The 20,212-nt window shown below is 59.4% G+C and carries 15 protein-coding genes; 3 read left to right on the top strand and 12 right to left on the bottom strand.

Annotation, left to right across the window (positions count from 1 at the left end; translation table 11 throughout):
- Positions 1 to 64: 64 nt before the first annotated feature.
- The 11 genes from A6070_RS06110 to bioB all read right to left on the bottom strand — a co-directional run bounded on the left by A6070_RS06110 (position 65) and on the right by bioB (position 16,422).
- Positions 65 to 1,072 carry an NAD-dependent epimerase gene (locus tag A6070_RS06110; RefSeq protein WP_083558783.1) on the bottom strand — a complete coding sequence of 336 codons (1,008 nt, stop codon included), beginning with the start codon at positions 1,070 to 1,072 and terminating at the stop codon, positions 65 to 67.
- Positions 1,073 to 1,157: 85 nt separating this feature from the next.
- Complete coding sequence (locus tag A6070_RS06105) at positions 1,158 to 1,535, bottom strand: GxxExxY protein (protein ID WP_072287500.1); 378 nt, start codon at positions 1,533 to 1,535, stop codon at positions 1,158 to 1,160.
- Positions 1,536 to 1,645: 110 nt separating this feature from the next.
- Positions 1,646 to 2,983 carry a UDP-glucose dehydrogenase family protein gene (locus A6070_RS06100; RefSeq protein WP_072287499.1) on the bottom strand — a complete coding sequence of 446 codons (1,338 nt, stop codon included), beginning with the start codon at positions 2,981 to 2,983 and terminating at the stop codon, positions 1,646 to 1,648.
- A gap of 55 nt (positions 2,984 to 3,038) precedes the next feature.
- Positions 3,039 to 3,806 carry a tyrosine-protein phosphatase gene (locus A6070_RS06095; protein WP_072287498.1) on the bottom strand — a complete coding sequence of 256 codons (768 nt, stop codon included), beginning with the start codon at positions 3,804 to 3,806 and terminating at the stop codon, positions 3,039 to 3,041.
- A gap of 552 nt (positions 3,807 to 4,358) precedes the next feature.
- Positions 4,359 to 6,848 carry a polysaccharide biosynthesis tyrosine autokinase gene (locus A6070_RS06090; RefSeq protein WP_235605418.1) on the bottom strand — a complete coding sequence of 830 codons (2,490 nt, stop codon included), beginning with the start codon at positions 6,846 to 6,848 and terminating at the stop codon, positions 4,359 to 4,361.
- A gap of 62 nt (positions 6,849 to 6,910) precedes the next feature.
- On the bottom strand, positions 6,911 to 7,975 hold the full coding sequence (locus A6070_RS06085; protein WP_072287497.1) for a polysaccharide biosynthesis/export family protein: 1,065 nt from the start codon (positions 7,973 to 7,975) through the stop codon (positions 6,911 to 6,913).
- A 445-nt stretch (positions 7,976 to 8,420) separates the two neighbouring features.
- Positions 8,421 to 9,617, bottom strand: coding sequence for a glycosyltransferase (locus tag A6070_RS06080; protein ID WP_145926481.1), 1,197 nt, complete (start codon positions 9,615 to 9,617; stop codon positions 8,421 to 8,423).
- Between the two features lie 26 nt (positions 9,618 to 9,643).
- Positions 9,644 to 10,219, bottom strand: a complete 576-nt coding sequence (locus tag A6070_RS06075) for an isochorismatase family protein (protein WP_072287495.1) — start codon at positions 10,217 to 10,219, stop codon at positions 9,644 to 9,646.
- Between the two features lie 1,200 nt (positions 10,220 to 11,419).
- Entirely contained in the window at positions 11,420 to 12,778 is a 1,359-nt protein-coding gene (bioA, locus tag A6070_RS06070) for an adenosylmethionine--8-amino-7-oxononanoate transaminase (protein ID WP_072287494.1), read from the bottom strand.
- Positions 12,779 to 14,726: 1,948 nt separating this feature from the next.
- Complete coding sequence (bioD, locus tag A6070_RS06060) at positions 14,727 to 15,452, bottom strand: dethiobiotin synthase (RefSeq protein WP_072287493.1); 726 nt, start codon at positions 15,450 to 15,452, stop codon at positions 14,727 to 14,729.
- Positions 15,439 to 16,422, bottom strand: coding sequence for a biotin synthase BioB (bioB, locus tag A6070_RS06055; RefSeq protein WP_072287492.1), 984 nt, complete (start codon positions 16,420 to 16,422; stop codon positions 15,439 to 15,441). Before bioB ends, bioD begins: the two co-directional genes overlap by 14 nt.
- Before the next feature lie 269 nt (positions 16,423 to 16,691).
- On the opposite strand from bioB, the gene A6070_RS06050 reads away from it, so the two are divergent.
- The 3 genes from A6070_RS06050 (at position 16,692) to A6070_RS06040 (ending at position 18,407) form a co-directional block, all read left to right on the top strand.
- Positions 16,692 to 17,258: a helix-turn-helix domain-containing protein gene (locus A6070_RS06050; protein WP_072288163.1), complete on the top strand. Its 567-nt coding sequence runs from the start codon at positions 16,692 to 16,694 to the stop codon at positions 17,256 to 17,258.
- A 37-nt stretch (positions 17,259 to 17,295) separates the two neighbouring features.
- A complete protein-coding gene (locus A6070_RS06045; RefSeq protein ID WP_072287491.1) occupies positions 17,296 to 17,862 on the top strand; it encodes a helix-turn-helix domain-containing protein in 567 nt (188 codons plus the stop codon).
- Positions 17,863 to 18,128: 266 nt separating this feature from the next.
- Positions 18,129 to 18,407 (top strand): HU family DNA-binding protein, encoded by a 279-nt coding sequence (locus A6070_RS06040; protein WP_072502030.1) that lies wholly within the window; start codon positions 18,129 to 18,131, stop codon positions 18,405 to 18,407.
- A gap of 7 nt (positions 18,408 to 18,414) precedes the next feature.
- Here the strand turns inward: A6070_RS06040 and A6070_RS06035 are convergent, their stop codons facing one another.
- Positions 18,415 to 20,082: an Rqc2 family fibronectin-binding protein gene (locus A6070_RS06035; protein ID WP_072287490.1), complete on the bottom strand. Its 1,668-nt coding sequence runs from the start codon at positions 20,080 to 20,082 to the stop codon at positions 18,415 to 18,417.
- Between the last annotated feature and the right edge of the window lie 130 nt (positions 20,083 to 20,212).

Here is a 20,212-nt window from a genome sequence, read left to right as displayed (position 1 = left end):
TCCTGGCCCGCCTGCGGCGGGTTCCGCGTCCCGCAACCCGCAAATCGCGTCCCGCCTTCCCCCCCTACCGAAAATACCCCCGATACCACGCCACGAACCTGCCAACCCCCTCCTCGATACTGGTGGAAGGTTTAAAACCAACATCGCGGGTCAGGTCGTCGACATCGGCGTAGGTGGCGGGCACATCGCCGGGCTGGATTGGCAGGAGGTTTTTCTCCGCAGTCCGGCCAAGGGCTTTTTCCAGGGTTTCGATCAGGTGCATAAGCTCGACAGGATTGTTGTTGCCGATATTGTACAGGCGGTAAGGTGCGTTGCTGGTGCCGGGATCGGGCTGATCGCCGTTCCACTGGGGATTGGGGCGGGCGGTGTTGTCCAGGGTGCGCATCACGCCTTCGACGATATCGTCGATGTAAGTAAAATCGCGGCGCATTTTGCCATAGTTGAACACATCGATGGGCCTGCCCTCCAGAATCGCTTTGGTGAACAGAAACAGGGCCATGTCGGGGCGGCCCCAGGGTCCGTAAACGGTAAAAAACCGCAGGCCGGTGACCGGCAGGCGGTACAGGTGGGCATAGGTGTGCGCCATCAGCTCGTTGGCTTTTTTGGAGGCCGCGTACAGGGACACCGGATGATCGACATTGTGGTGGATGGAAAACGGCATGCGGGTGTTGGCGCCGTACACCGACGAGGACGAGGCATAGACCAGATGCTGCACCTCGTTGTGGCGGCAGCCTTCCAGGATATTGACAAAGCCGACCAGGTTGCTGTCGATGTAGGCATGGGGATTTTTCAGGGAGTAACGCACACCCGCTTGGGCGGCCAGGTTGACCACCCGGTCGAATTTTTCCGTCTTGAACAGCGCCGCCATGCCGTCGCGATCGGCCAGGTCGAGCTTGACGAAGCGGAAGTTGGGACGCCCATCGAGCTGCGCCAGACGGGCCTGTTTGAGACTGACGTCGTAGTAGTCGTTGAGGTTGTCAAGCCCGACGACCTCGTCGCCACGGTCGAGCAGTACCTTGGCCAGGTGAAAACCAATAAAACCGGCCGTTCCCGTAACGAGAATCTTTTGCACTGGCAAACTCCTAAAAAAGAAACCCCATGTTAACTGAGATAAAGGGGATGGATAAGATAAAAGCTCAATTAAAGAAAATTCAAATCTATATCGGACTTGAGTAATTATTAAAACGCCTATATTCCAATCGAGGATTACCGAAATTTACCAAGAGTCCGGCTTCGATTTTGGATGCCTTGAGATAATTCAAAACCTGTGCGACATGTTCAGGTGCCAATTTTTTCACTGCTTTTAATTCAATAAGCACCTGATTATTCACCATGATATCAGCAAAATAATCGCCAACTACCCTATTTCGAAAATTTACTTTAATTGGGACCTGTGCTCGGGCATTCAAGCCAAGATCCTCTAATGCTACAAGAAGTGATTTTTCATAAACAGACTCAAGAAAGCCACTACCCAACTCGTTACTAACTTCAAAACAAGCCTGCAATATCAGTTTGGTTATGTCATCGTATTGCAAAATTGAGTTCCTTTGAATGAGCCTGAATTTTGATCTAAAAAATCCCCTCCATCCCCTTTATCCCAGTTGCATAGGATTTTGACTCAAACTTACAGCTTGCAGTTGAAGGTTCAGCTTTTACGCCCAATGCCTTGATACTCGAATCCGGCTTGTTTGACAGTTTGCGGTTCATACTGGTTGCGACCGTCGAAGATGACCGGCTGTTTCATCAACTTGCGCATGGCGTGGAAATCGGGGGTGCGGAAGGGTTTCCACTCGGTGACCAGGATCATGGCATCGACGTCCTGCAAGGCATGGTACTGGTGCTCGCAGAGTACCAGATCGCCGTTGTCGAACCAGGCCGCCGGCAGCTGGCGGCGGGCGGCGTCCATGGCGACCGGATCGTAGGCGCGAACTTTGGCGCCGGCGCCGATCAGTTCGTGCAGCAGCACCACCGCCGGCGCTTCGCGCAGGTCGTCGGTGCCGGGCTTGAAGGCCAGTCCCCAGACACCGAAGGTCAAGCCGCTGAGATCGTCGCCGAAGCGTTCGCGGACTTTCTGGCACAGAACCCGGCGCTGCGCCTGGTTGCGCTCCTCGACGGAGCGCAGCAGCCTGGGCTCGAAGCGGCAGCTTTCAGCCAGGTGGATGATGGCCTTGACGTCCTTGGGAAAGCAGGAGCCGCCGTAGCCGCAGCCGGGATAGATAAAGGAGTAACCGATACGCGCGTCGGAGCCGATGCCGAGGCGCACATTCTCCACATCGACGTCGAGCCGATCGCACAACCCGGCAATCTCGTTGATGAAGGAGATCTTGGTGGCGAGCATGGCATTGGCGGCATACTTGGTCATCTCCGCATCGCGCACCCCCATGTACAGGGTACGGTCGCGATTCATGTTGAAGGGCGCGTAGAGCTGCCGCATGATCTCCCGGGCACGGTCGCTGTCGCTGCCGACGATAATGCGATCGGGCCGCATGAAGTCGTCGATGGCGGCGCCCTCCTTGAGAAATTCGGGGTTGCTGACCACATCGAAATCGATGTTCACGCCGCGGCTTTGCAATTCACCCTGAATGGCCTCGCGCACCTTCTCTGCTGTGCCCACCGGCACCGTCGACTTGTCCACCACCACGCCATAGGCGTTCAGATGGCGGCCGATTTCCCGCGCCACGGCGAGCACCTGCCGAAGATCGGCGCTGCCATCGCCATTGGAGGGCGTGCCCACCGCGATGAAATAGATCTGCGAGTCGGCCATGGCTTCGGCCAGCGAGGTGGTAAAACGCAGGCGGCCGTCCTTGCTGTTGTTTTTCACCATCGCGTCCAGGCCCGGCTCGAATATCGGAATCTGGCCCTGCCCGAGCTGGGCGACCTTGGCGGGGTCGGTGTCGACGCAGGTGACGGTGTTGCCCATTTCCGCAAAGCAGGTGCCGGTAACAAGTCCGACATAGCCGGTTCCGATGACGGTCAGGTTCATGATCGAGTCCTTATCTGGGGTAAGTTGTCAGATGGCGATAAGTTGCCGGCGCCCGCTAGCCTTTTGCCAGAATACCATCGCCCCGGCAATTTTCAGCCTGCAGGGCGGCGATGGCATCCAGTCCGGCGGCAAGGGTTTTTTTCAGCCCCTTGGGGTTGTGGGCATCGGTGCCGAAATAATCGTACAAGCCGCCGGCAAGGTGCAGACGGGCCTGCTCCGTGACATCGGGACCGTACCAACCGGCAAAGCTGGAGATATTGCCCTGAAACAGGCACCCCATGTTTGCCAGGGTCTGCGTGAGGGGTTCGGTTTGCGGCACAACCGGTAGTGAAGACATCTTGCGCAAGGGCCAGAGCCGTCGCAGCCAGCCGCAGGGGGTTTCACGGGCGGGGGATCTTTCAAACAGGGGAAATCTTTCGGGGTGGGCCATGACCGGCACCCATTTGCGTCTCAAAAGCTGGAAAAGAGCCTGCTTGACGAATTCCGGGGAGGCCTGCTGGGCGGCTTCGACCAGTACCAGCCGGGTGTCGCCGAGAGGCTGCAGGGCGTCCAGATTGGCCAGCATGATTTCATCGAGATAATACTCCATGCCGGGATGGAGGGTCAGAGGGATGCCATGCTCCAGAAAAGCCTGCTGCAGACCGCTGGTGGCGTGCCGCACGCCGCGCGGCGTATTATCGTAGGCACCGTGCAGGCAATGGGGTGTGCAGTAGATATCGGTGAATCCCGCTTCGGCCAGCAACCGCCCCATGGCAAGCGACTCGTCAAGATTTCTGGAGCCGTCGTCCAGGCCTGGCAGCAGATGGCAATGCCAGTCAATCATGGTTTCCCTTCCCTGGGAAGAAACAGGAGGGGAATTTGCCCCTCCTGCAGGAATCTTTTTTGTGTTCTTTTAAAGACAACTTAGCCGGATTGCAGTTTTAAATCAATCTCGCAGCGTCAGCTTACAGCCGGCAGTTTTCAGCTATCAGCTTTCAGTCCTCAGTTCTCAACCCTTAACTTCAATACCGCGGGGTGGCGCCCCCGCCCGGCGCTTTACTCTTTTTGCTTGCCCAAAAAGAGTAAACAGAAAAAGGGCACCCCGCTCCTGGCCCGCCTGCGGCGGGTTCCCTCCGTGCAGCACCCGCCGGGCGGGCGGAAATGATTCGCTTACGCTCAGATTTCCGCCTGTTTCGCCCGTCGGACACCGCACTCCGGCGGCGTCACAAGGGGGAATAAAACGGTAAAGAAAGTATGCCGGCTGCCGGCCGGGACCGGCGAAGTGGAAGTAAAAGCTTTTGACCTCAGCTCGCAGCTTACAGCACTCAGCACTCAGCACTCAGCACTCAGCACTCAGCACTCAGCTCGCAGCTTACAGCTTACAGCTCTCAACCCCTCACCCCTCCTTACCCGTCCAGCGCCCCAGCAACCTCCCCACGACACCGGGCTTGGCGGTCATCTTGTCCTGCTGGTAATAGCCATAGCCATACCCGTACCCATAACCGTAGCGGCCATAGCTGCCATAGCGGCTGTAGCCGCCGTAATAGCCCTGCCCTTCCTGGTTCTTGTCGTTGAGGACAAACCCGATCAGCGGCGCCTTGATGTTGTCCATGATTTCCTTGACCCGGCGGGCGGCCTTGATGGAGACGCCGCCGACCTGCAGCACCCACACCACCTGCTCCGCCAGGGAGGTGAGGATGGTGGCGTCGGTGACGGCCAGCACCGGAGGAGCGTCCAGCAGAATGACATCGTATTGATCGCGAAGCTCGCGGACCAGATTTTTCATGCGCTGCGATTCCAGCAACTCCGCCGGGTTGGGAGGCACCGCCCCGGACGGCAGGAAATCCAGCTGGAACAGGCCGGTCGGTTTGATCGCTTCTTCGACTTTGGCGTCGCCGACCAGCACCTCGGTCAGGCCGACGGCGTGATGATCGCCGAACATCTCCTGCAACGTCGGCTTGCGCAGATCGCACCCTACCAGCAACACCCGGTTGCCGGTCTGGGCGAGGGTCACGGCGAGATTGCCGGAGATGGTGGTCTTGCCTTCCGAGGGGAAGGCGCTGGTCACCAGCAGCACCTTTTTATCGCGTCCCAAGGAGGAAAAATGCAGGGAGGTACGCAGGCTGCGGAAAGCTTCGGCGGCGGCGGATTTCGGCTTGAACTGGGCAATCAGCACGCGCCGGCTGCTGTTACCATCAACCAGGGCCTGGCGGTCCTTGCCCTTGCGGTCGAGACCAATATAGGGGATGACGGACAGCAGCGGCACGCCGACTTCGCGCTTGGCGAGTTCGCCGTCCTTGATGGAGTCGTCCAGGTATTCGAGCAGGAAAGCCAGTCCGATACCGGCCATGCAGCCGACGATCAGCCCCAGCAGCAGATTTTTGGCTTTCTGCGGTTTGACCGGCCTGTCGGGGACGATGGCCGGATCGATGATATTGACGTTGCCGATGGTCGCGGCCCGCGCCAGGCGCGCCTCTTCGTGCTTCTGCAGCAAGAAGGTGTAGATCTCGGCATTGACGGTGGAGCGGCGCGTCAAGCGCGCCAGGTCCCGTTCGGCGGCGGGCAGCTGCCGCACGCGGGCTTCGTAGCGCTGCAGATCGCCGCGCACCGTATCGGACTGCTTGCTCAGGCCGGACAGCAGCTGCTGGTAGGTGGACAGCAGCTTGTCCTGGATCTGCATGATCTGTCCCTGCACGGCTCGGACATCGGGATGCATCTCGGTCAGATCGACCAGCAGGCGGCGCTTCTCCACTTCGAGGGTCGCCAGTTTTTCCGCCATGGACGAAACCACCGGGTCGTCCATCAGCACGGCGGGGACATAGCTCTTTTTCTGCGCCATGGCGGTTTTCAGGGAAGCCACCGCAAACTGGGCCTGACGGCGCAGCAGCTCGACGCTGGCCAGCTCTTTTTCCTGGCCGGTGAGCAGGCCGATCAGGCTGGTGGCCTCGGTGCCCATCTCCACCACGCCGGAGGTGCTTTTGTACGCGGCCAGCTGCTCCTCGGCGGTGTCCAGGTTTTCCCGTACCGATTGCAGCTGTTTGTCGATGAACTCGACCGATTTGTTGGCTTCCTCGGATTTGAGCAGGATATTGCGCTCAAGGTAGACGCTGGACAGGGCATTCACCACCTCGCTGGCCAGTTCGGGATCCGTGTGCCGGTAGCTCACCTGGATGATATTGGTCCCCTTGCCAACCTCGGAGGCCTTGATAGCCTCCCGCAACCCCAGCACCACCTGGTTGAAGGGCCGCAGGCTCAATTCGAATTCCTGCCCCTCGTGACCGCGCAGGTTGTCGATCAGCAGACGCAAGCCGCCCGCCGAAAACAGATGCCCGGCCTGTCCAATCCCGACCGCATTGCCATCGGCGTCGGCCACCCGATAGCGGCCGGCGTCCAGCAGGCGCACCACGTAATGGGGGTTTTCCGCCGTGGAGGCGAATTCGCGCACCGCAAAATCCATCTCGTCGGACTGTTTGTCGATCTGCCAGTCGAGATGCAGGCGTTTGACCACTTCTTCGATGTTGGTGCGCGAGCGCAGAATCTCGACCTCGGTCTCGATGGGGTTTTCGCGGCTCAGCCCCAGATCGTCGAGCAATCCGTTGCCGTTGACCTTTTCGTCACGCACATGCAGGGTGGCTTTGGCCTCGAACAGGGGACTGACGAGAAAGGTGTAGAGCGCCACCGAAAGGAAAATCGCGCAGAAGGCGAAAACAACCGATTTGCGCCGCCGGAACAGAACGTTGATGTAGTCCTGCAGATGAACTTCTTCTTCATCGATATAGGTATAGCCATTGTACGGGTTCGGGTTTTCCATCGTCACATCCTGGTTATGAATCCGTTCGCTGTCCCCGGACACGGCACGCTTGCCGTGCCCCGGCGACAGAAACATTCAGTATATCCGGCAAGCCTCGTCCCACTGAACCCTGCCGTTGAAAAGCTGCCGACCCGCCATCAGTCGGTGAGAACCTTGATCTGCACGAAGGGCTGCAGCAGCGAACTGATCGCCTGCAGCGACGGCAGGATCTCCTGGATGGCCAGGTTCCAGGAGCCCACGCCATTGCGCGGCACATAGACAACATCCCCTTCGCTCAGAGGAAACGGCAGTGCCTCGCCGCGCAGAATCTGCGCGAGATCGAGCACCAGCAGTTCGCCCCGGGTCGGCGACAGGGAACGAATGATGCGCACGTGGGTGGGACGGGCGCTGCCTTCGTTCAGGTCGGCGCTGGCAAGGGCCTGGGCCAGGGTCAGCCGGCCGTTGGGCATGACAACGGGCCCGGCCTTTTTGACGGCGCCGAATACGAAAACGTTCTGATTCTTGTCGTCGGGCACGAAGATGACATCGTTGGCGGTCAGCCAGGTATTCTGCGACTGATCGCCTTCCTGCAGCAGCCGGTAAATATCGACGGGGATGGTTTTGCCGTTGCGGATGATGCGCGCGGCACGCAGATTGGCGATATCCTTGAGCCCGTTGCCGAGGGCCAGCCCCTCCATCAGGGAGTAGGCACGGTCCATGTAGTAGGTGCCCGGAGCGTTGAACTGCCCCAGCAGGTAAAGGGGCTTGCTGCGGTATTCGGAAATCTCCACCACCACCCAGGGATCCTGGAGATAGGTGCGGAACACGTTCTGGATGTGCGTGGTGACCTGTTCGATGGTCATGCCCGCCACGGCGACACTGCCGGCGATGGGCAGGTGCACCCGGCCCAGCCCGTCGACGCGGCTGCCGGAAACCTTGTTGGTGCCCCCGACCATGATGCCGGGGCTGCTCAGCTCCGGATGCCCCTTGACATTCACGTACAGGATATCGTTAGCGCCGACCAGGTATTCCTTTTCGGGCTGAACCGCATCCTGCCCCAGGCCGACCTCGACGGCCTCCCGTTCGACGACGGCGGAATAACGCTCGCCGTAGATCTGCTTGACGGTTCCGGGGTCGAGATCGGTCAGCGATGTACAACCGGCCAGCGCCAACAGGCTTGACAGCAAACCGATGCAGGATTTCCAACAGGCGTTTCGGTTCATGGTTCCCCTTCGAATAAAATAAGATAGAGAATGAAATGTCGAACAGGGCGTTGCGGCCTGGTGACAGAAATAACCGCCACGGGCAATTAATGAATTCTTATATTAGGCCAAGCTCAAACGCCACTCTATACCATGGGCAACACAAAAGGCAACCGGTAAACCTTTTTGGGCAAAGGTTCAACGCCACTTGCCTGTCATTTTCCACAATGCAACTTTTCAGGGTCGTGTCCATCCGGAAACGGCAGATGACTACAGCGTGGTTTGCCTATGGGAAACCACGCTCGGCAGCCATTAACAGGCGCCGCAAGGTTTGCTCTGAAAAATCGGTTGTTTGCAAATAGCGGGCCAGATTCGGATATCGGCGCAGACGCGGCACAGACGCCGACCCTCGGCCGGCCCGGCCTTTGCGAGCGGTCAAAAAATCCTGTCTGGCCAAAAAAATGACTCAACGATGGTGGGCGGGAGCCCCATAGGTGCGGCCTTTCCATGCCCCACCGGCGCCGCGCAGATAGCACAAGGCGGAATGGATGGTCATCAGCGTGTAGACGGCGGCAGCCAGCGGCAGCAGCAAGGCGATGCCCCATGGCTGATCGTACCAGCGGGTCATGGGACGAAACGTGCGCGCCATCAGCAGCCAGCTTGCCAACCCGCAGGCTCCGGCCGTCAAACCGGCCGGCGTAGCGCGATACAGAAGCAGCTTTGGGCCAGCCAGCAGCAGGCACAGCGGCCCCCAGAGAAATACCAGCAGCATTGCACCGACGGTGCCTCCCAGCAGCAGCCAGGAATGGCGCAACTGCACGAAGGCGGTGCGCACAACCATGCGCCAGACCGTACCAAGATCCCCGCAGGGACGGGTGCTGACCACCTCCCGGGTAAAACCGAGCCAGATGCGGCCGCCACCAGGGCGCCCGCGCTGCTTGATGAGCCGCCCGAGGGAACAATCGTCGATCAGGGCGCCGGCGATGGCGGGCAGACCGCCGGCTTCCTCCAGAACCTGGCGGCGCAGCAGCACGCACCCACCCGCGGCGCCGGCAACTTTGCTGCGCGGATCGCATACCCGTCGAAAAGGGTAAAGCATGGCGAAGAAATACACGAACGCCGGCACCAGCAGGCGGCTCCAGAAACCGCTGGCCTGCAGCCGGGCCATCAGCGACACCAGATCGTAATCGCCCCGGGTGGATTGGGCCACCAGCCTGGACAGGCTCGATGGCGCATGGGCGATATCGGCATCGGTAAACAGCAGCAGCGGCGCCGGGCTGTGGCCGCAGGCCTGCATCCCCTGCCACAAGGCCCAGAGCTTGCCGGTCCAGCCTTGCGGCCGGTCGGCGGCGCACACCACGGTCAGCCGATCGCCATGCTCGCACTTGGCAGCCAGCCTTGCGGCCACATCGGCGGTACCGTCGTCGCTGTGGTCGTCCACCAGAAACACCCGCAGCACACCGGCATACTCCTGCCGCAGAATCGTCGGCAGGGAGGAAGGCAGGATATCCGCTTCGTTGCGTGCGGGAATGATGACATCCACCGCCGGCCAAACATCGGCCCGATGCGCCTCGGGCAGCACCGGCGCGATGCGCCAGAAACCGGCATGCCACCGCCACAAACCAATCCATATCAGCAGCGCCGCAACGCCACCCCATGCCATAACGGTCAAAAGAAACTCCAGGTTGATCAGTTGTCCGTTGTCAGATACACGCCGGCGCGACGCATGGCGTCGAGCGCCTGCCTGCCGCCTTCCCCGGTCACCGGACGACAGCCCTCCACCACCACGGCAACCTTGAAACCGGCGCGCACGCCATCCAGGGCGGTCTCCAGGACGCACACATCGAGGGCGAGCCCGGCCAGCCAGAGCCGTTTGACGCCGTCCAGGCGCAACTTGTCGGCAAACCCGGTGCGGTTGAAAACCGAAAGCTGGTTCTGGTCAAAACGCGACCCTTTGGAAATGACCACCGGATCCGGCACCAGATCGAGCGCGGGATGAAACGCGGCGCCCGGCGTATCCTGCACGCAATGTTCGGGCCAGTCGCCGCCGTTTTTTTTGAAACTGGGATGGCCGCGCGGATGCCAGTCCCGCGAATAGTAGATCGGCACCTTGTTACGCACAGCGGCCGCGATCCAGCCGTTGATCACCGGCACAACCAGGTCGCCCCCGGCAATCGGCAACGCCCCGCCGGGACAAAAATCCCGCTGAATATCGATCACCAGCAGACCGTCACCACCAACAAGGTTTTCCTCGGCTTTCTGCATGGATACACCGTCTTCCCTGGAAAGAGCATCAGGTTTTGAAGTCAGCTATCAGCTATCAGCTTGTAGTCCTCAGCCCTCAACCCTTAACTTCAATACCGCGGGGTGGCGCCCCCGCCCGGCGCTTTACTCTTTTTGCTTGCCCAAAAAGAGTAAACAGAAAAAGGGCACCCCGGCTCCTGGCCCGCCTGCGGCGGGTTCCCTCCGTGCAGCACCCGCCGGGCGGGCGGAAATGATTCACTTACGCTCAGATTTCCGCCTTTGTCGCCCGTCGGCCCCTGCACTCCGGCGGCGTCACAAGGGGAAATGGTCGGCAAACCGGGTTTGCCGATAAACCAATCTCGCAGCGCCGGTTTCCGCAACAGCCTGCCACCAAAACCGGCGACGCAACACGGTCACGCAAAAGCCCCACGCAGCGCAACCGGTATGGATTCGCAGCGACGGTGCCAAAAGGCAGCGCCCTTGGCGCCGGAGCCTATCAATAATGGCGATAGCCGACCCTGCGTCCTTTCTTTCCATACTTTCTTTAGACGAGTAAAGAAAGTATGCCGGCTGCCGGCCGGGACCGGCGAAGTTGAAGTAAAAGATTTTGACCTCAGCTTACAGCTCGCAGCTTACAGCTACCAGCTACCAGTCCGCAGCCCTCAACCCTTAACTTCAATACCGCGGGGTGGCGCCCCCGCCCGGCGCTTTACTCTTTTTGCTTGCCCAAAAAGAGTAAACAGAAAAAGGGCACCCCGGCTCCTGGCCCGCCTGCGGCGGGTTCCCTCCGTGCAGCACCCGCCGGGCGGGCGGAAATGATTCGCTTACGCTCAGATTTCCGCCTGTTTCGCCCGTCGGCCACCGCACTCCGGCGGCGTCACAAGGGGGAATAAAACGGCATAACGGCAAACCGGGTTTGCCGTCAAACCAATATAGCAGCGCCGGTTTCCGCAACAGCCTGCCAGCAAAACTGGCGACGCAACACGGTCACGCAAAAGCCCTACGCAGCGCAACCGTTGTGGATTCGCAGCGCCGCCGACACAAGGCAGCGCCCTTGGCGCCGGAGCCTATCATAATGGCGATAGCCGACCCTACGTCCTTTCTTTCCATACTTTCTTTAGACGAGTAAAGAAAGTATGCCGGCTGCCGGCCGGGACCGGCGAAGTTGAAGTAAAAGCTTTTGACCTCAGCTTACAGCTTACAGCTTACAGCTTTCAGCTTTCAGCCTTCAGCCCTCCCCCTACTCCCCTCAATGGCACGATAAGCAATCTCCAGCAATTCCTCAAGCACTGCCTCGTCGATCGTCAGGGGCGGCATAAAATACACCACATTGCCCAAAGGCCGCAACAGGGCGCCGTCTTGCAGGGCTTTCCGGTAAACCCGGTAGCCCCGGCGCTGTTGCCATGGAAACGGTTCCCTGGAACGCTTGTCCCTCACCAGCTCCACGGCGGCAACCATGCCGCACCGCCGGAACTCCCCGACCTCCGGCAAGCCTTCGAACTTCGAGGCAAAGGCATCGAGCAGCGCCATCTTCGGCTTCAGGAACTCCAGAATATTTTCCTGCTCGAAGATGTTCAGAACCTCCACGGCCAGGGCACAGGCGAGGGCGTTGCCGGTGTATGAATGGGAATGCAGAAACGCCTTGAGGGTCGCGTAGTCATCGTAAAACGCCGCGTAGATATCGTCCCGGGTCAACACGACGGAAAGCGGCATATAACCGCCGGTGATGCCTTTGGAAAGGCACAGAAAATCCGGTGCCACACCGGCATGTTGATTGGCGAACATACGCCCGGTACGGCCGAAGCCGACGGCGATTTCGTCGGCGATGTAATGCACCTGGCAAGCATCGCAGAGAGCACGCAGTTTGCGCAGATATATTGGCGGATAGATCCGCATGCCGGCGGCCCCCTGAATGAGCGGCTCGATGATAACGGCGGCGATCTCATGCCGCCGTTCGGTCACCAGACGTTCAAGATGCTCGAAGCATTCGGCTTCGCAATGATCGCGATGCTTGCCGTAGGGACAGCGGAAACAGTCCGGACCCTGCGCCTGGAAGGTATCAAGCAGGATCGGCCGGTAGATTTCCCGATACAGATCGCAGCCTCCGACGGACAGCGCGCCTACGGTTTCCCCGTGATACGCCTCGTGGATCGAAACGAAACGGACCTTTTCGGCGCGACCGCTCTGCTGCCAGAACTGAAAACTCATTTTCAGCGCCACCTCGACCGCCGCCGAACCATTATCGGCGAAAAAGACCCTGTTGAGTCCCTCCGGGGCCAAGGCACACAACCGGCTGGCCAGTTCCACGGCGGGCTGGTGGGTAAATCCGGCAAAAATATGATGAGCGATCTTGCCGGCCTGCTCCTGCAGGGCACGATTGAGGCGCGGATGATTGTGGCCAAACAGGTTGACCCACCAGGAGGACACGCCATCGATATAGCGCCTCCCATCCAGGTCGATGAGATACACCCCGTCCCCGCGCTCGATGGGAATCGGCGGCAGCAGTTCGTGATCTTTTTCCTGGGTGCAGGGATGCCATACATGCCGGCGATCCAGTCGCAACAATTCACCTTTGGTCATAATATTTTACCTCAGCTGTAAGCTGTAAGCTGTAAGCTGTAAGCTGTAAGCTGTAAGCTGTAAGCTGTAAGCTGTAAGCTGTAAGTTGTAAGTTGTAAGTTGTAAGTTGTAAGTTGTAAGTTGTAAGTTGTAAGTTGTAAGTTGTAAGTTGTAAGTTAAGTTGTAAGTTGTAAGCTGTAAGTTGTAAGCTGTAAGTTGTAAGCTGTAAGTTGTAAGTTGTAAGTTGTAAGTTGCAAGCTGTAAGATTATAAGCCATCAGTCCTCAAACCTTAAACCCTAACTTCAATAACGCCAGGCGGGCGGAAATGATTCGCTTACGCTCAGATTTCCGCCGGCTGCGCCGTTTTAAACCAATCTCGCAGCGCCGGTTTCCGCAACAGCCCAACTGAAAAACCGGCGACGCAATACGGTCACGCAAAAGCCCTACGCAGTGCAACCGGTATGGATTCGCAGCGACGGTGCCAAAAGCCAGCGCCCTTGGAGCCGGAGCCTATCATAATGGCGATAGCCGACCCTGCGTCCTTTCTTTCCATACTTTCTTTAGACGAGTAAAGAAAGTATGCCGGCTGCCGGCCGGGACCGGCGAAGTTGAACTAAAAGCTTTTGATCTCAGCTTGCAGTTTGCAGCTATCAGCTTTCAGTTCTCAGTTCTCAACCTTTAACTTCAAAGTCGCGGGGTGGCGCCCCCGCCCGGCGCTTTACTCTTTTTGCTTGCCCAAAAAGAGTAAACAGAAAAAGGGCACCCCGGCTCCTGGCCCGCCTGCGGCGGGTTCCCTCCGTGCAGCACCCGCCGAGCGGGCGGAAATGATTCGCTTACGCTCAGATTTCCGCCTGTTTCGCCCGTCGGCCACCGCACTCCGGCGGCGTCACAAGGGGGAACAGACGGCAAACCGGCTTTGCCGTCAAACCAATCTAGCAGCGCCGGTTTCCGCAACAGCCTGCCACCAAAACCGGCGACGCAATACGGTCACGCAAAAGCCCTACGCAGCGCAACCGGTATGGATTCGCAGCGACGCTGACAAAAGCCAGCGCCCTTGGAGCCGGAGCCTATCATAATGGCGATAGCCGACCCTGCGTCCTTTCTTTCCATACTTTCTTTAGACGAGTAAAGAAAGTATGCCGGCTGCCGGCCGGGACCGGCGAAGTTGAAGTAAAAGCTTTTGATCTCAGCTTGCAGTTTGCAGCTATCAGCTTTCAGTTCTCAACCTTTAACTTCAAAGTCGCGGGGTGGCGCCCCCGCCCGGCGCTTTACTCTTTTTGCTTGCCCAAAAAGAGTAAACAGAAAAAGGGCACCCCGGCTCCTGGCCCGCCTGCGGCGGGTTCCCTCCGCGCAGCACCCGCCGGGCGGGCGGAAATGATTCGCTTACGCTCAGATTTCCGCCTGTTTCGCCCGTCGGCCACCGCACTCCGGCGGCGTCACAAGGGGGAAGAAACGGCATAACGGCAAACCGGGTTTGCCGTAAACCAATCCCGCAGCGCCGGTTTCCGCAACAGCCTGCCAGCAAAACCGGCGACGCAATACGGTCACGCAAAAGCCCTACGCAGCGCAACCGGTATGGATTCGCAGCGACGGTGCCAAAAGCCAGCGCCCTTGGAGCCGGAGCCTATCATAATGGCGATAGCCGACCCTGCGTCCTTTCTTTCCATACTTTCTTTAGACGAGTAAAGAAAGTATGCCGGCTGCCGGCCGGGACCGGCGAAGTTGAACTAAAAGCTTTTGATCTCAGCTTTCAGTTCTCAACCTTTAACTTCAATACCGCCGAGCGGGCGGAAATGATTCGCTACGCTCAGATTTCCGCCTAATTCGCCCGTCGGCCACTGCACTCCGGCGGCGTCACAAGGGGGAACAGACGGTAAAGAAAGTATGCCGGCTGCCGGCCGGGACCGGCGAAGTGGAAGTAAAGGCTTTTGATCTCAGCCCTAAACCTTAAACCTTGAACCTTGCCCCCTACCCCCCGCACCCGATCTTCCCCAAAATTTCCATGCGGTCAAGATGAGCGGCAAGTTCCACAACCTTTTCCTGCGGGGTACCATCAACCCGGGGCAGTACGCCCCAGCACGGGGCATCGGTGAGCCGTGCGATTTCCTCGGCGGCATGGCGCTCGGCAACGCCGGCCCCAGCCGTCAGACCGCTGATAATCCAACCGGCAACCCGCAGCCCTCTTGCCTTGGCGACTTCAAGGGTCAAAAGCGTGTGGTTGACGGTCCCCAGCCCGGGCCGTGCCACGATCAACAGCGGCAGACCCAGATCCGCCGCCAGATCCGCGACCAGCCGCCTCTCGACCAGCGGCACCAGCAACCCCCCGGCACCCTCCACCAGATGGAAATCGTATTTCATCCGGTTCTGGCGAATGGCGCGCAGCAGATCGCGCCAATCGACCCGTATCCCTTCGCGGCGCAGAGCCAGGGACGGCGCCAGCGGTTCACGAAGCCGGTACGCACCGATCAGGTCGGGTTCCTCGCCTACAGCGGCCGCCCAGGCCAGCAGACGCCCATCGTCTCCCAGACCGGACGGATCGGGAACACCGCTTTCCAGCGGCTTGAATACGCCGACATGGCAGCCTTTCTGGCGCAGCAGATAAGCCAGGGCGGCACCGACAAGGGTTTTGCCAACGCCGGTATCCGTACCGGTTACAAACAAGCCGGGTGGCGCCGGTATCTCAGCAACGCTCATAAGTCAGCTCCGCATCGGTTACCATGCGCAGATCGTCGGACAGCCGCCGACCGGAAGTGGTCAGGTAATCGCCAACCATCATGCCGCTGGCGCCGGCCAGAAAAATCCACGACTGGTAATCACCAAGGGTACGGCCACGGCCGCCGCAAACCGTCAGATGCCGATCCGGCATCAGATAACGGAACAGGGCAATGATCTTCAAGGCTTCCATCGGCGGCAGTGGCCGGGTATCCGCAAGAGGGGTGCCGGAGACAGGATGCAGAAAATTGACCGGCACCGAATCGACATCCAGATCGCGCAGCGTCAACCCGAGTTCAAGTCGCTGTTCCGGGCTTTCTCCCAGGCCGAAAAGGCCTCCGCAACAGACCTTCATGCCCGCCTGTTTGGCGGTGCGAACGGTTTGCAGATCTTCTTCATAATCATGGGTGGTGCAGATCCGTGGAAAAAAGGACCGCGCCGTTTCCAGATTGTGATGATAGGTGACGCAACCGGCATCGGCCAGCGCGCAAGCGGTCGCGGCATCGAGGATCCCCAGGGATGCGGAAGGCGCAAGGCTGGTGGTGGCACGGATCTCGCGCAAGGCTTCAAGAATGCTCTCGAGTTCGGCACCAGGCAAGATGCGGGCGCCGCTGGTCACGATGCCGAAACAGCGGGCCCCTTCCCTGTCGGCCCGCTGCGCCTCGGCCACGATCCGCCCAGCGCTTTGCAGGGGAAACACGGGAGCATCGGTCCGGTAATGGGCCGATTGGGCGCAAAATCGGCAATCTTCCGAACATTGCCCGGACTTGGCGTTGAGGATCATGCACAACCCGACCCCCTCACCGCAAAAGGTTTCCCGCAGCTGCTGTGCGCCGGCCAGAATCCATCCCAACTCGGCACCGCCCGCACGCAGGATGCGACGCCCCTCCTCCGCCGTCAACCGGCCGCCGTCCGCAATGCGACGCACCATGGCAACAATATTCTCAGGCATAAAACACACTCCCTCTCACCTCTCACCTCTCACCTCTCACCTCTCACCTCTCACCTCTCACCTCTCACCTTTCACCTTTCACCTTTCACTTCAGCCCTTCGGCCTCCAACCCGGCATTATCGGAAACGGCACCCCAATTGTCAACATCGAGCCAAAGCATGGTTAACAAATCGGCGCGGTCTCCGGCAAAACGGTTCAGGCGCATTTTATTGACAGGCGGGATAACCCGGTGTTAAAACTTGATGATTCTCCAGGCAAGGCAGGTACCGGTGATCAAAACGCTTATCGGCAAAAAACTCAAGGCGACACGCCTCGGCAAGGGATTCACCATCCAGGAATTGACGAATCTTTCCGGTGTGTCCGCCAACATGATATCACGCATCGAGCGCGGCCTGACGGTTCCATCCGTCAAAATTCTGATGAAACTCGCCTCGGCCCTTGGCATGAGCATTGGCTACTTTGTCGAGGAAGCCGAAAAAAGCTCCACCGCGATTTTTACCAAAAAGGGCCAGGGCGAACCGATCTTCTTCTACAAGGACAAACACCAGATCAGCAGCCTGACACAGGGGCTGCGCGATCCAAGCTTTACCGTGCTGCACGATGTCCTGGAGGCGGGATGCAACAGCGGTGGCGGCCACATGGTGCATACCGGCGAGGAATTCGTCATGGTGCTCGACGGACGGCTGGAATTCACCATCCAGAATGACCGCTATATCCTTGAAAGCGGCGATTCCCTGTCCTTCAAAGCGTCCTTGCCGCATCATTGGTGCAATCTTGAAAACGGCCCGACGGAAGTTCTCTGGGTCGTGTCCCCCGCACCCAATATTTCCCAGTGAACCGACGCCGAACCAGAGCCTTTCCAGGGAGCACGCCGTGCAGCTGAAAAACCTTATCGGGAAAAAGCTTAAAGCCATTCGGCTGAAAAACAACCTTACGATCCAGGTCCTTGCGGAACGGGCAAAGGTATCCGCCAACATGATTTCCCGCATCGAACGGGGCCTGACCACGCCCTCGGTGGAAATATTGCTGCGCCTGGGATCGGTGTTCGAGAAAAGCATCAACTATTTTGTGGAGGAAGTGGAGAACACTCACGAAATCGTCTATTCCAAACCCGGGCAGCGATCCTGCACGGTATTCGACGACGATCAGAATCTGAAAACCGAATCCTTCACCGCCGGCCTGCGAGACCCCCGCTTCACCGGTTTTCTCTGCGTGATCGAACCCAAGGGCAGCAGCGGCGACGCCGACATGTTTCACCCCGGAGACGAATTGCTCTATATTTTCAAGGGGCGCCTGCAGATGACCATCGCGGGAGAAACGTTCCAGCTCGGGGAAGGCGAAAGCCTCTCCTTCAAATCCCACCTCCCCCACCGTTGGGTCAACCTGGCGGACGGGGAAACCCATGTCATGTGGATCCTGTCCCCCTTCACCACCATCTGATCGTCACTCGACCCATCGAGCGACGCGCCGCCCTCATGATCCTTCGCATTGCCAGCTTTTGCAGGCGCGGCTGCACGAATAGCCAGGTCTCATAAAATTCCATAAAATAACTAAAAATTTCCGGCAGTTATTGACAGCCTGCGGATGTCCGGATAAGGTTTGAGTAACCGTTTGCCAGAACGACGTGGCATGCCCCCTGCGGTACCGGCGCACGCGTCCGCTTGAGGAAAATATCCTATGTCCTCGATCATCGGAGGTAATACGCGATGAACAAATCGGAACTGATTGAAGCCCTGGCGGAAAAAAAAGGCCTGACCTACAAGCGGTCCGAAGAGATCGTCAACATTGTCCTGGACACCATGTCCGATACCCTTGTCAGCGGCGGGCGCATTGAAATTCGCGGCTTCGGCAGCCTGATGGTCAAGGATTACAAGGCCTATACCGGGCGCAACCCCAAAACCGGCGAGGAAATCGAGGTCAAGCCCAAAAAGCTGCCGTTTTTCAAGGTGGGCAAAGAACTTCGCGAGCGCATCAACAAGGGCTGAGTGTCGGTCACAGGCCGGACTCGCGACGGGGCGCGACGCGCACGCTGTGATATCCGGTAATGTGCACCTGTCCGGGCAGCGCCCCTTTGGGCTTGTGAACCGCGCGGCCCTCGGCCACCATGACCTCTGCAGCACCTTCCTCGCAGGCCCGGGAAAAGCCTGCGGCCAGACTGGCGGCATACAGAATATCCGCTTCCGGCACGGGCTGATCCTGGCGCGGGTTCTTGAGCACCAGGTGGCAGCCGGGGCGGTCCTTGACATGAAACCATCGATCGCCCGGACGGCACACATGCCGGACCAGGTAGTCGTTGGCGCGGCTGTTCATCCCCCAGTACAGGTCCAGACCGCCCGGGGAGAGGCCCCGGCGCAGGCCGGGGTGGCCCGAAACCGGGCGGCGCTTCGGTTTTTGCGGTTGCCGCGGAAGCAGCCGCGCCTGTTGCATTTCCTCCTCCAGCACCGCCAGTTCCTCGCCGCTTCCAACCTCTTCAAGAGCCAGTTCCAGAGCTTCCAGCCACGGTTTCTCGGCAAGGGTTTCCGTGATGCGTCGTTCGATATGATCGATGCCCCGCCGCAGTTTTTTGTATTTTGCGAAAAGCCGCTCCGCGTTCGCCGCCGGCGCAAGGGCCGGATCAAGGACGATGCGCAGGGTTGTCCCCGGGTCATAAAAATTTTCCACATCGATTTCAGTCATCCCCTTGCGGACCCGGAACAGGTTGGCGGTCAGCAACTGGCCGGCCCGTTGCCATGTTTCGGCGTCGGCCGCAGCAACCCGTTCCTGGTGCAGTTTGTCCAGCCGTCTCTGCAGCCGGGACAAGGCGCGACGCACGATGCGCAGCAACTGTCCCTGTGTGCCGCTGCACCGGTTGCTGGCATCCCGGGCATAAAAGCTGTCCGCAGCCTGCGAGGCGGAGGCAAACTCCTGAACCTGCTCCCGTTTCAGGCAGACGGGCCGGAAAGCCCCCAGCCGCGGCACGCCGTCCACTTCCCCGGTCCAGAAACTCCGCTCCCCGCACCGCCAGGAGCGGACGAATTTCTCAAGCGCCTCCGTCGGATCCTCGCCGGCGGCCATACGCCCGGCAAGCTCCATGGCCAGCAGCGCCGGCATGGGATGCACATGCCGCATCAACCAGCCTGCCGCATTTTCATGCAAGCCGCCGGCATCATCGATAACGCCCCCGTCCCAAAGCGCATAGCGGCCCGGGCCTGGCGGCGGCGCGGTCCAGATGGCGCCCTTGCGCCGCGGTGTATGTTGCTCATCCCCATTCCTGCGGTGCAGCACATCGATGATGCGGTCTTGCCCGTCGCACAAGATCATGTTCGGGCAGCGTCCGTAAAGCTCCACGACCAGGCGAAGAGGCGAACCGTCCAGCCCTTCAAAGAACAGCAGCGCGATGCGGTCGCCGGGAACCTGCCGGATGGAGCGCAATGTGCTGAGGCGGGAGCGCAGCAACTGACAGAAACGCAACGGCGCCGGGGGATTGATCCAGGGGTTTTCGGTCAGATAAAGACCACTTGCGCCGGGCGCTACGCTCAGCCGCAGCCGCAGCTCCCGGCGGCCGTTCCAGAGCCGCAGAATGATGGTATCGGCATCGGGTTGATGAACCCTTTTGACCGACGCTCCGACAATCAGCGGCGCTATCTCGGCGATAACCGCCTCGATGAACAAAACATCCATGCCTGAGGAACCGCATCCTTTGCTTGCTGGCATCCTGCCTCTCTGATATGCTGGGATCTCTCAAATCCGGTGATTGGTGACTGGCAACCGGTGATCGGCGCAAACTGTGCCGACACCGCCTGGTAGCGCT

Source organism: Syntrophotalea acetylenica (assembly GCF_001888165.1).
In the GTDB taxonomy this organism is placed as follows: Bacteria; Desulfobacterota; Desulfuromonadia; order Desulfuromonadales; family Syntrophotaleaceae; genus Syntrophotalea; species Syntrophotalea acetylenica.
The sequence above is the reverse complement of the archived record's forward strand: the minus strand, read 5'-3'. Positions and strand labels throughout refer to the sequence as shown.

Coding starts and splice junctions, on each gene's coding strand:
- A6070_RS06100 (WP_072287499.1), bottom strand. CDS start 2,983: ATGAACCTGACCGTCATCGGAACCGGCTATGTCGGACTTGTTACCGGC.
- A6070_RS06095 (WP_072287498.1), bottom strand. CDS start 3,806: ATGATTGACTGGCATTGCCATCTGCTGCCAGGCCTGGACGACGGCTCC.
- A6070_RS06090 (WP_235605418.1), bottom strand. CDS start 6,848: ATGTTTCTGTCGCCGGGGCACGGCAAGCGTGCCGTGTCCGGGGACAGC.
- A6070_RS06085 (WP_072287497.1), bottom strand. CDS start 7,975: ATGAACCGAAACGCCTGTTGGAAATCCTGCATCGGTTTGCTGTCAAGC.
- A6070_RS06080 (WP_145926481.1), bottom strand. CDS start 9,617: ATGGCATGGGGTGGCGTTGCGGCGCTGCTGATATGGATTGGTTTGTGG.
- A6070_RS06075 (WP_072287495.1), bottom strand. CDS start 10,219: ATGCAGAAAGCCGAGGAAAACCTTGTTGGTGGTGACGGTCTGCTGGTG.
- bioA (WP_072287494.1), bottom strand. CDS start 12,778: ATGACCAAAGGTGAATTGTTGCGACTGGATCGCCGGCATGTATGGCAT.
- bioD (WP_072287493.1), bottom strand. CDS start 15,452: ATGAGCGTTGCTGAGATACCGGCGCCACCCGGCTTGTTTGTAACCGGT.
- bioB (WP_072287492.1), bottom strand. CDS start 16,422: ATGCCTGAGAATATTGTTGCCATGGTGCGTCGCATTGCGGACGGCGGC.
- A6070_RS06040 (WP_072502030.1), top strand. CDS start 18,129: ATGAACAAATCGGAACTGATTGAAGCCCTGGCGGAAAAAAAAGGCCTG.
- A6070_RS06035 (WP_072287490.1), bottom strand. CDS start 20,082: ATGGATGTTTTGTTCATCGAGGCGGTTATCGCCGAGATAGCGCCGCTG.